This is a genomic window from Enterobacter sp. DC1 (assembly GCF_000568075.1).
GTDB classification, from domain to species: domain Bacteria; phylum Pseudomonadota; class Gammaproteobacteria; order Enterobacterales; family Enterobacteriaceae; genus Enterobacter; species Enterobacter asburiae.
Window position 1 is genome coordinate 460,793 of sequence record NZ_AZUA01000003.1, and the last position, 11,811, is coordinate 472,603.

The following is an 11,811-nucleotide window of genomic DNA, read 5'->3' on the forward strand; positions in this document are numbered from 1 at the left end:
ACGCCGACACGAGAAACGAACATCAGGATGATGGCGTTTCTCACTCAGGACTCGTCAGGATGGCGCTGCAGGAAGGCTTCAGGATGAAGCGAAGTGGATAACGCAGGATGCGTAAGGGACACCTCCAGGAAGGAGAACGAGAGCCGGTCAGGATGATCGGTGGGTCAGGAAGGCCAGGACGTTTCGGGATGAAACAAACACGTCAGGAAGATGTGTGCAGGATGCATTGGCTTACGGATGACCAGGCCTTCGGGCTTCAGGAAAAGTTGTCACGGATGAGCAGGGAGCACGAATTGTAGCTGGAATGCTGCGAAACGAACCGGGAGCACTGTTTTTACAGTGCTCCCTTTTTTTATTTCTGCCTTCCGCAATGCTATGCTGCGCGCCGTTCACTTTTTCAGTTGAGGTTACTATGACGCAACACGATAGCGTTCGTGCTCAGTTGCACGCCATCGAAGCCCTTTTGCGCCAACATCAGCTGTGGCAGGAGACCGCGCCGCAGCCAGAAGCGTTCGCGAGCACTCAGCCCTTCTGCCTGGATACGCTGGCCCCGTTTGAGTGGCTGCAGTGGGTGTTAATTCCGCGCATGCACGCCCTGCTTGAGGGCGGTCACCCGCTTCCGCAGGCGTTTGCTGTCTCTCCCTACTATGAAATGGCGCTCGAGGCGACGCACCCGGCGCGCGACGTGATGCTGATCGAACTGGAAAAACTGGATGCCCTGTTTGCCGGTGAAGATGCATGACGCTTGAGATCCTCTATCAGGACGAGTGGCTGGTGGCGGTAAATAAACCGTCAGGCTGGCTGGTACACCGCAGCTGGCTCGATCGCGATGAGAAAGTGGTGGTGATGCAGACCGTTCGCGACCAGATTGGTCAGCATGTTTTTACCGCCCATCGTCTCGACAGGCCGACCTCAGGCGTGCTGCTGATGGGGCTTTCCAGCGAGGCGGGACGCCTGCTGTCACAGCAGTTTGAACAGCATCAGATGCAAAAGCGCTACCACGCGATCGTGCGCGGCTGGCTGACGGAAGCCGCCACGCTGGACTATCCGCTGGTAGAGGAATTGGACAAAATCGCCGATAAATTTGCCCGCGATGACAAAGGTCCGCAGCCCGCAGTAACGGATTATCGCGGCATGGCGACGACCGAAATGCCGGTTGCAACCAGCAAATTTCCGACCACACGCTACAGCCTGGTTGAGCTTCTGCCTAAAACCGGGCGTAAGCACCAGCTGCGACGCCATCTTGCGCACCTGCGCCATCCGATTATTGGTGACAGCAAACACGGTGATTTGCGCCAGAACCGCAGTGCGGCCGAACACTTTGGCTGCCATCGTCTGATGCTGCACGCCAGCGAGCTGAGCCTGACGCACCCGTTTACCGGCGAACCGCTGACTATTCGTGCGGAGCTGGACGACGTCTGGATGCAGGCGCTGTCACAGTTTGGCTGGCTGGGACAACTCCCCGAAAATGAAAGGGTTGAGTTTGTATCGGGCAACGTTCAGGATGAACGGTAAACGCATTCATTATGGGAAAATATCATGGCTGAAGTAGGCATTTTTGTCGGCACAATGTACGGCAACTCGCTGCTGGTAGCGGAAGAGGCTGAGGCAATACTCGCCAGCCAGGGCCATAAAGCCACGGTCTATGAAGACCCGGAACTGGCTGACTGGGAAAAGTATCAAGATAAATACATTCTGGTGGTGACCTCCACCACCGGGCAGGGCGATCTGCCGGACAGCATCGTGCCGCTGTTCCAGGGCATTAAAGACCAGCTTGGCTATCAGCCGGACGTGCACTACGGCATCATTGCCCTGGGCGACAGCTCTTACGCCAACTTCTGCGGCGGCGGCAAGCAGTTCGATGCGCTCCTGCAGGAACAGAGCGCCCAGCGCGTCGGCGAGATGCTGCTAATTGATGCCGGGGAGCACCCGGAGCCAGAAAGCGAGTCGAACCCGTGGGTGGAGAACTGGGCCTCACTTCTCAAATAACACTCTGCCCGGCGGCGCTTCGCTTGCGCGGGCCTACGGGTTTTCCAGGCCGGGTAAGGCGTAGCCGCCGCCCGGCGCTACAAACCGCACCAAACGCCAATTCCGTGAACCACCTTCCATTCCCCTGGGCTTATGCCATAAACAACCTCTCATGCACCCTTCAATACTGTGTTTTTGCACGGTGAGAGAACGGGCCACTCCTTCATATACTTTTCCGGTCACTATAAAACGGCGTCAGGCCGTACCAAAACGACAAAACACCAATCTCATTCTGATTACCCTACCGGTGCTGTACAGAATGAACCAGGCGAAAGCTATGTTTCAGGAGTGCAACAATGAGTACATTAAGCCACGCAGCGAGCAGCGCTGAAAAGCGCACCAATGCCCGCTACTGGATAGTGGTGATGCTGTTTATCGTCACATCCTTTAACTATGGTGACCGCGCCACGCTGTCGATTGCCGGTTCGGAAATGGCAAAAGATATCGGCCTCGATCCGGTGGGCATGGGTTACGTTTTCTCCGCATTCTCATGGGCCTACGTCATCGGGCAAATTCCTGGCGGCTGGCTGCTGGACCGTTTTGGATCTAAACGCGTCTATTTCTGGTCCATCTTTATCTGGTCGATGTTTACCCTGTTGCAGGGTTTCGTCGATATCTTCAGCGGCTTCGGCATTATCGTGGCGCTCTTCACGCTGCGCTTCCTGGTGGGCTTAGCGGAAGCACCTTCCTTCCCGGGGAACAGCCGAATTGTGGCGGCATGGTTCCCGGCGCAGGAGAGGGGAACGGCGGTGGCGATTTTCAACTCAGCACAGTACTTCGCAACGGTGATCTTCGCGCCAATCATGGGCTGGCTGACGCATGAGGTGGGCTGGTCACACGTCTTCTTCTTCATGGGCGGGCTTGGGATCGTCATCAGCTTCGTCTGGCTGAAAGTGATCCACGAACCCAACCAGCATCCTGGCGTGAACAAAAAAGAGCTGGAGTACATCGCGGAAGGCGGAGCGCTGATCAACATGGATCAGAAATCCGCAAAAGCAAAAGTCCCGTTCAGCCAGAAATGGGCGCAGATCAAGCAGCTCGTCGGCTCGCGCATGATGATCGGTATCTATCTGGGCCAGTACTGTATTAACGCCTTAACCTACTTCTTCATCACCTGGTTTCCGGTATACCTGGTGCAGGCACGCGGCATGTCGATTCTGAAAGCGGGATTTGTCGCGTCGGTCCCGGCAATCTGCGGCTTCGTCGGCGGCGTGCTCGGCGGGGTGATTTCCGACTGGCTGATGCGCCGCACGGGGTCACTGAACATCGCGCGTAAAACCCCGATTGTGCTCGGCATGCTGCTCTCCATGACCATGGTGTTCTGTAACTACGTCAACGCCGAATGGATGATTATCGGCTTTATGGCGATGGCCTTCTTCGGCAAAGGCATTGGCGCGCTGGGCTGGGCGGTGATGGCGGATACGGCACCGAAAGAGATCAGCGGCCTGAGCGGCGGTCTGTTCAACATGTTCGGCAACATCTCCGGGATTGTGACGCCAATCGCTATCGGCTACATCGTCGGCACCACCGGCTCTTTCAACGGTGCGCTGATCTATGTTGGGGTGCATGCGCTGGTGGCGGTGCTGAGTTACCTGGTGCTGGTGGGGGATATCAAACGCGTCGAACTTAAACCTGTAGCGGAGCGTGGATGATGACAACGCAATCGAGTCCAACCGTCACGGAGATGAAGGTCATCCCGGTGGCCGGGCAGGACAGCATGCTGCTCAATATTGGCGGTGCGCATAACGCCTGGTTTACCCGTAATATCGTCGTGCTGAAAGACAGCGCAGGGAATACCGGTGTGGGCGAAGCCCCGGGCGGAGAGGTGATCTACCAGACGCTGGTCGATGCCATTCCGCAGGTCGTAGGCCAGGAGGTCGCCCGTCTGAACAAGGTGGTTCAGCGGGTGCATAAGGGCAATCAGTCGGCGGACTTTGATACGTTCGGTAAAGGTGCCTGGACGTTTGAACTGCGGGTCAACGCGGTCGCCGCCCTGGAGGCCGCCCTGCTCGATTTACTGGGTAAAGCGCTCAATGTTCCGGTTTGCGAGCTGCTGGGGCCCGGCAAACAGCGTGATGCGGTTACCGTGCTGGGCTATCTGTTCTACGTTGGCGATCGCAATAAGACCGATCTCCCCTATCTGGCGCGATCCACGGGCGATCACGACTGGTATCGCCTGCGCCACCAGGAAGCGCTCTCCAGCGACGCGGTGGTGCGGCTGGCCGAGGCGGCGCAGGATCGCTACGGCTTTAAGGATTTCAAGCTGAAGGGCGGCGTGCTGCCCGGCGAGCAGGAGATTGAAACGGCCCGGGCGCTGAAAAAACGCTTTGCGGATGCGCGGATCACCGTCGATCCCAACGGCGCCTGGCTGCTGGATGAAGCGATTAACCTATGCAAAGGGCTGGGGGATGTCCTGACCTATGCGGAAGACCCCTGCGGCGCGGAGCAGGGCTTCTCGGGCCGTGAAGTCATGGCCGAGTTTCGTCGCGCCACCGGGCTGCCTGTCGCGACCAATATGATCGCCACCAACTGGCGTGAAATGAGTCACGCGGTGATGCTGAACGCCGTCGACATTCCGCTGGCGGACCCTCACTTCTGGACGCTTTCAGGCGCAGTTCGCGTGGCGCAGCTGTGCGATGACTGGGGGCTGACCTGGGGCTGTCACTCGAACAACCACTTTGATATTTCGCTGGCGATGTTTACCCACGTTGGCGCGGCGGCGCCGGGTAACCCGACCGCCATCGACACCCACTGGATTTGGCAGGAAGGGGAAGCTCGCCTGACGAAAAATCCGCTGGAAATCATCAACGGCAAGATTGCCGTACCGGATGCGCCGGGCCTGGGCGTGGAGATTGACTGGGATCAGATCCATAAAGCCCATGAGGCGTATAAAAAGCTACCTGGCGGCGCGCGTAACGACGCGGGCCCGATGCAGTACCTGATCCCCGGCTGGACATTTGACCGTAAGCGCCCTGTTTTCGGACGTCACTGATAAAAGGATTGAACGATGAGTACTTTTTCTACCCCTGTAGTTACCGCCATGCAGATCGTTCCGGTTGCGGGCCATGACAGCATGCTGATGAACCTGAGCGGCGCACATGCGCCATTCTTCACCCGCAATATTGTCATTATCAAAGACAATTCCGGCCATACGGGCGTGGGCGAAATTCCGGGCGGGGAGAAGATCCGCCAGACGCTGGAAGATGCCATTCCGCTGGTGGTGGGCAAAACGCTGGGTGAGTATAAAAATATCCTCAACACCGTGCGCAATACCTTTGCCGATCGCGATGCCGGAGGGCGTGGCCTGCAGACCTTCGATCTGCGCACCACCATTCACGTGGTGACCGGGATTGAATCCGCGTTGCTGGATCTGCTGGGTCAGCATCTGGGCGTCAACGTTGCGTCGCTGCTGGGCGAGGGTCAGCAGCGCAGCGAAGTGGAAATGCTGGGCTATCTGTTCTTTGTCGGCGACCGCAGGCTGACGCCATTGCCTTATCAGAGCCAGCCGGATGAACAATGCGACTGGTATCGACTTCGCCACGACGAGGCGATGACCCCTGATGCGGTGGTGCGCCTGGCGGAAGCCGCGTACGAAAAATATGGCTTTAACGATTTCAAACTGAAGGGCGGCGTGCTGGCCGGTGAGGAAGAGGCGGAAGCCGTCACCGCGCTGGCAAAACGTTTCCCGCAGGCGCGCGTGACGCTGGATCCGAACGGCGCATGGTCGCTTAATGAGGCCATTGCGATCGGTAAACAGCTGAAAGGCGTGCTGGCGTATGCGGAAGATCCGTGTGGGGCTGAGCAAGGCTTCTCAGGACGTGAAGTCATGGCGGAATTCCGCCGCGCAACGGGGCTGCCGACCGCGACCAATATGATTGCGACCGACTGGCGTCAGATGGGACACACCCTGTCCTTGCAGTCCGTCGACATTCCGCTGGCGGACCCGCACTTCTGGACGATGCAGGGGTCGGTGCGCGTGGCGCAAATGTGCCACGAGTTTGGCCTGACCTGGGGCTCGCACTCTAACAACCACTTCGACGTGTCGCTGGCGATGTTCACGCACGTTGCCGCCGCCGCGCCGGGCACGATTACCGCTATCGACACGCACTGGATCTGGCAGGAAGGTAATCAGCGTCTGACTAAGCAGCCGTTTGAGATCAAAGGTGGCATGGTGCAGGTGCCTTCCACGCCGGGGCTGGGGGTTGAGCTGGATATGGACCAGGTCATGAAGGCCCACGAGCTGTATCAAAAACACGGTCTGGGCGCGCGCGACGACGCGATGGCGATGCAGTATCTGATCCCCGACTGGACATTCGACAATAAACGCCCGTGCATGGTACGATAAACGCATTGGGACCGCTCCCACAGGCGGTCTTTTACGTGGTGTATGCTTAACGTAACGACTATGCGTAAGGATGGCTTATGAAAATTGTTATCGCACCGGACTCGTATAAGGAAAGTTTGAGTGCGCTTGAGGTTGCGACAGCGATAGAACGTGGTTTTCGCGAGATCTTCCCCGAGGCGGTTTACGTCAAACTGCCGGTCGCGGACGGTGGCGAAGGGACGGTAGAGGCGATGATCGCGGCAACGCAGGGACGCATTGTACATGTTCCGGTGACCGGCCCGCTGGGTGAGCGCGTGGAAGGGTTTTATGGCTTATCCGGTGACGAGCAAAGTGCCTTTATTGAAATGGCGGCGGCAAGCGGCCTGGAGCTGGTCGTCCCTTCGCAGCGTAATCCCCTGAAAACCACCTCGTGGGGAACGGGCGAACTTATTCGTCACGCGCTGGATGCAGGCGTTAAGCATATCATCATCGGTATTGGCGGTAGCGCCACCAATGACGGCGGAGCAGGGATGGTGCAGGCGTTGGGGGCAAAGCTGCTGGACGACAGCGGGCAGCCCCTTGGTCAGGGCGGGGGCGAGCTGGGAAAACTCGCGCGTATCGACCTGAGTGGGCTGGACAGACGTCTGGCGGAGTGCCGGATAGAAGTCGCCTGTGATGTGACGAATCCGCTCACCGGAAAGGATGGCGCGTCAGCCGTATTTGGCCCGCAAAAGGGGGCCACTCCCGAGATGATCGTCACCCTGGACAACGCGCTGGCGCAGTATGCGAGAGTCATTGCCCGGGATCTGGATATCGACGTGCTAAACCTTGCTGGCGGCGGCGCGGCGGGTGGTATGGGGGCCGCGCTGTACGCCTTTTGCGGCGCGCAGCTGCGCCAGGGCATTGAGATCGTGACCGATGCGCTACACCTGGCCGACCAGGTGGCCGATGCGGATCTGGTGATCACGGGAGAAGGCCGCATCGACAGCCAGACGATCCACGGCAAAGTCCCGGTGGGCGTGGCGAAAGTGGCGAAACGCTTTAACAAACCCGTCATCGGCATTGCAGGCAGCCTGACGGCGGACGTTGGCGTGGTACACGATCACGGCATTGATGCGGTGTTTAGCGTGATCTACACCATCTGCTCGCTGGAAGATGCGCTGGAAAATGCCAGCGAGAACGTCAGGATGGCCGCAAGGAATATCGCGGCGGTGCTGAAAGTGGGGCAGGGAATGTAGTTCTCCCTCTCCCTGTGGGAAAGGGGCGGGGTGAGGGCATCAGGCCGCACCCGCAATTGTAGGCCCGGTAAGCGTAGCGCCACCGGGCTTTTACCTCAGCTCCCCAATACCTTCATCGCTTCCCGCGTTACGTTATCCATCTCATCCAGCAGCTCCAGGAACTCCGGTTCAAGCTCCGATTCCGGCGTGCCGGCACGCAGCTGCTGCTCCAGCAGCTGGCAAAGATTTTTCAGCCGCGGCACGCCGCTGTACCCGCAGCTACCGTGCAGCTTGTGGATTGCTTCCAGCAGATCTTCCGGGTTTTCACCCACCAGCTGCTCTTCCACCTTATTGCGAATTTCCGGCAGAAACGCGACCAGCATTTGCAGCATTTCGCGGGCCAAATCGGGTTTACCTGCCGCCTGGCGCAGCGCGAGCTGCCAGTCAAAGGTGGCGTTCTGGTTAACGCTGATTTCAACCGGCTCGCTGGAAACCGTGTACGTCCCGCCAATATGACCCGGCTTATAGCGTAACAGCAGGTTATGAAGTTTCTCTTCATCGATGGGCTTCGCCAGATAGTCATTCATTCCGGCGCTCAGCAGCTTCTCTTTCTGACCGGCCATCGCGTGCGCGGTGACCGCAATGACCGGGGTTTGCTGCTGGTGAGGCAGCTGGTGGATCAGCTCGCAGGCCCGAATGCCATCCATGCCCGGCATCTGAATATCCATCAGGATTAAATCGAACTGCATCTGCTTCGCCTGTTCAACGGCCTGCGCGCCGCTGGTGCACAGCTCAACGTGCTGAACCTGGTCCTCAAGCAATGCGCCAATCAGCTTCAGGTTGGCCTGATTATCATCCACCGCCATCACGCTCATCGGCAATTTTTGCTCATCGTCAATCAGCGGGAGGGCATGCTGGCTAAGACGACAATACTCCGTGAGCGCGGGCAGGAGGCGGGTCGAGGTGAGCGGCTTCAGCAGACACGCGGCGGCCCCGTCATTTTTCAACTCTTCTGCATTGAGCTGGGCATGGCAGGGCAGCGCCAGCAGCAGATAGTCGGTCATTGAGGCGGCTTTCGCCAGCCGCTCCTGCTGCATGGTCAGCTCGCCGGTAAAGGTGACCGGGATCCCCATCAGCAGAATGTCGTAGTGCTCAACGGCAAGCGCTGAGAAGGTTGGGCTGTAGACCACCTCCAGCGGCGTGGTGCTTAAAATATCGAGCGCGCACTGCGCTGCCGCCGCGTTAGGTTCGACGTAGGCCAGACGCTTGCCTTTCAGGCAGTCCGTCACCGGTCCATCGGTCAAAACGTTCGGATTGAGGTCCAGATTAATGTGGAACCAGAAGGTTGAACCGCGATTCGGCTGGCTGTGGAAGGAGATATCGCCGCCCATCTCGTTCACCAGACGCTGCGTGATCACCAGCCCCAGGCCGGTACCGCCATGACGGCGGGAGATACTGGCGTCCGCCTGACGGAACGCCTGGAACAGACGCGACTGATCCCGCTCAGGAATACCGATGCCGGTATCGCGGATCTGGACTTCAATCTGCACCTTATTGCTGCTGATGGAGCGTTTTTCTACCAGAATGTCGATGTTACCGCTTTCGGTGAATTTAATCGCATTCCCGACAAGGTTGGTAATGACCTGCTGCAGACGCAGCGGATCGCCAATGACGTTATCCGGCACGTCGTTTTTAATATTAAGCGTCAGCTCAAGGCCTTTGTCGTGCGACGAGTGCGCGAGCAGCGTCACCACCTCATCGAGCGTACTGCGCAGCGGGAACGGAATACTCTCCAGGATCAGCTTGCCCGCTTCCAGCTTGGAGAAGTCCAGCACGTCGTTGATGATCGCCAGCAGGTTGTTGGCCGAACGTTCAATGGTGTGCAGGTGATCGCGCTGAGTCGGGTTGAGCTCGCTTTTCAGCGTCAGGCGGGTAAAGCCGATCACGCCATTCAGCGGCGTACGCAGCTCGTGCGACATATTGGCCAGGAATTCCGACTTAATACGTGCCGCTTCCTGGGCGCGCTTTTTCGCCAGATCCAGCTCAACGTTCTGAATCTCCATCTGCTCCAGCGTTTCGCGCAGGTCGGACGTGGCCTGGTCAACGTTGTGCTGCATCTCTTCGTGATACGCCGCCAGCGACATGGCCATCGAGTTGATGCCGTTCTTCAGCATATCCAGCTCACCCAGCATAAACCCTTCCACCCGGCTGTCGAGCTGTCCCCGGCGGATGCGGTCAACCGTATTGACCATGTTGCGGATGGGGCCCGTCACGTCGCGCATCAGGCGCCAGCCGAAGATCAGCGCAATGCCAATGCAGAACAGCATCATCACGCCAGAGATGAATATTTCTTTATACTGCTGTAGCCGGACCGACTTGAGATCCAGCTCCAGCGCCACGTATCCCAGCATATTGTTGCTGGATTTGGCGTCGGATTGCGCAGACTCATCGGGTGAATAGCTTTCCGACACGATCGGCGTGCGCAGGATCATGATATCGCCGCGCCGCAGTACGGTGAGGTGGCGCGGGAACGGCGTACCGTCCGGGATCTTCAGGGCCGCCGGATCGAGATGAAAATTCGAGGTGACAAACAGGCGGTTATGTTCGTCGTACACGGAAATGGCGCGTACGATGTCCGAGTGGCGGCGGTGGAGCACGCTGATTAACTGACCAATGGATTCGCGGTTTTGCAGGTTCATGCCGTACTCGCTGGAAACGGCAAGCGGTTCGATAATGCTGGCACCTGCATCCTCCAGCTGCCGCTGCAAATCGTTATAGCGGTGCACCACAAAGAAGATACTCAGCAGCAGACCGATGAGAACGGTGGGGGCGAGGATCAAAATCATCATGCGCGCGCGCAGGCTGTAGTTGGTCATGGCGTTCCGTTATGGGACAATTAAGATAATTATGTTTATGTGAGAAAAATCTCGGCGATGGCGCAATTCTACTCTGCAAAGCGACGCGTGACGACGCGTCAAATCATTACTGTTGAAGCCACGGATCTCGATCCGTTTGGTCAGGGAGTGGCACGTCACAACGGTAAGGCTCTGTTTATAACAGGTTTACTGCCAACAGAACGAGCAGAAATTACGCTGACGGAAGATAAACGCCAGTTCGCGCGCGGACAGGTTAAGCGTCGCCTCAACGATAGCCCGGAGCGCGTGAAGCCACGCTGCCCACATTTTGGCGTTTGCGGGGGCTGCCAGCAACAGCATGCGAGCACAGAATTACAGCAAAAAAGCAAAAGCCGCGCGCTGGCGCGTCAGCTTAAGCATGACGTTAACGAAATTCTTTCCGATGTGCCCTGGGGCTATCGTCGACGCGCGCGCCTGAGCCTCAGCTATCAGCCAAAAACGGCGCGGCTGGAGATGGGGTTTCGCAAGGCCGGTTCCAGTGACATTGTTGATGTGCAGCAATGCCCCGTTTTGGTGCCCCATCTTGAGGCGTTGCTTCCGGAAGTGCGCACCTGTCTCTCCGGGCTGGACGGCGTTCGCCACCTCGGGCATGTCGAACTGGTCATGGCAAACAATGGACCGCTGATGGTCCTGCGCCATACCGCGCCGCTGTCGAAAAAAGATCGCGAAAAACTGGAACGCTTTTCGCATTCCCACGACCTGGCACTTTTCCTCGCACCACAAAGCGAGATACTTGAGCAGGTTACCGGTGAGGCACCCTGGTATGCGTCAAACGGGCTACGCTTAACGTTCAGCCCGCGGGATTTCATTCAGGTGAATGACGGCGTTAACCAACTGATGGTCGAGAAAGCGCTGACGTGGCTGGATGTTCAGAAAAGCGATCGGGTGCTCGATCTGTTCTGCGGAATGGGCAACTTCACGCTGCCGCTGGCGCGAAAAGCGGCGAGCGTCGTAGGCGTGGAAGGTGTTGAGGCGCTGGTGGCTAAAGGGCAGGAGAACGCGCAGCAGAACGGCTTGCAAAATGTGACATTCTTTCATCAAAATCTTGAGGAAGATGTCACTCAACAGCCGTGGGCAAAACAGGGCTTTGATAAAATTTTGCTCGACCCGGCGCGCGCCGGTGCCCCGGGTGTGATGGCACATATTATTAAACTCGCGCCGAAGCGTGTGGTCTATGTTTCCTGTAACCCGGCAACGCTTGCCCGGGACAGCGAGGCATTAATCAGCGCGGGTTACCAGATTCAGCGTCTGGCAATGCTGGACATGTTCCCGCACACTGGACATCTGGAATCGATGGTGTTGTTCGAGCACATCTAATTTGTTTGGC

General features: G+C 58.0%; 9 protein-coding genes. 8 read left to right on the forward strand and 1 reads right to left on the reverse strand.

The window, feature by feature from the left end:
* Nucleotides 1–412 precede the first annotated feature (412 nt).
* From P346_RS09485 to P346_RS09455, 7 genes are all read left to right on the forward strand, one after another.
* Nucleotides 413–742 carry a YqcC family protein gene (locus P346_RS09485; protein WP_032660248.1) on the forward strand — a complete coding sequence of 110 codons (330 nt, stop codon included), beginning with the start codon at nt 413–415 and terminating at the stop codon, nt 740–742.
* Entirely contained in the window at nt 739–1,515 is a 777-nt protein-coding gene (gene truC / locus P346_RS09480; protein WP_032660250.1) for a tRNA pseudouridine(65) synthase TruC, read from the forward strand. Before P346_RS09485 ends, truC begins: the two co-directional genes overlap by 4 nt.
* A 24-nt stretch (nt 1,516–1,539) precedes the next feature.
* Complete coding sequence (locus P346_RS09475) at nt 1,540–1,989, forward strand: flavodoxin (protein ID WP_032660251.1); 450 nt, start codon at nt 1,540–1,542, stop codon at nt 1,987–1,989.
* A gap of 335 nt (nt 1,990–2,324) precedes the next feature.
* Nucleotides 2,325–3,680 carry a galactarate/glucarate/glycerate transporter GudP gene (gene gudP, locus P346_RS09470; protein WP_023309021.1) on the forward strand — a complete coding sequence of 452 codons (1,356 nt, stop codon included), beginning with the start codon at nt 2,325–2,327 and terminating at the stop codon, nt 3,678–3,680.
* Nucleotides 3,680–5,020: an enolase C-terminal domain-like protein gene (locus tag P346_RS09465; protein WP_032660521.1), complete on the forward strand. Its 1,341-nt coding sequence runs from the start codon at nt 3,680–3,682 to the stop codon at nt 5,018–5,020. Before gudP ends, P346_RS09465 begins: the two co-directional genes overlap by 1 nt.
* Before the next feature lie 15 nt (nt 5,021–5,035).
* Nucleotides 5,036–6,373: a glucarate dehydratase gene (gudD, locus tag P346_RS09460; RefSeq protein ID WP_032660253.1), complete on the forward strand. Its 1,338-nt coding sequence runs from the start codon at nt 5,036–5,038 to the stop codon at nt 6,371–6,373.
* Between the two features lie 77 nt (nt 6,374–6,450).
* Nucleotides 6,451–7,590, forward strand: a complete 1,140-nt coding sequence (locus P346_RS09455) for a glycerate kinase (RefSeq protein WP_032660254.1) — start codon at nt 6,451–6,453, stop codon at nt 7,588–7,590.
* Between the two features lie 95 nt (nt 7,591–7,685).
* Here P346_RS09455 and barA read toward each other — a convergent pair whose 3' ends face one another.
* Nucleotides 7,686–10,445, reverse strand: coding sequence for a two-component sensor histidine kinase BarA (gene barA, locus P346_RS09450; protein ID WP_032660256.1), 2,760 nt, complete (start codon nt 10,443–10,445; stop codon nt 7,686–7,688).
* 57 nt (nt 10,446–10,502) lie between these two features.
* On the opposite strand from barA, the gene rlmD reads away from it, so the two are divergent.
* Complete coding sequence (gene rlmD / locus P346_RS09445) at nt 10,503–11,801, forward strand: 23S rRNA (uracil(1939)-C(5))-methyltransferase RlmD (protein WP_032660257.1); 1,299 nt, start codon at nt 10,503–10,505, stop codon at nt 11,799–11,801.
* Nucleotides 11,802–11,811: the final 10 nt, after the last annotated feature.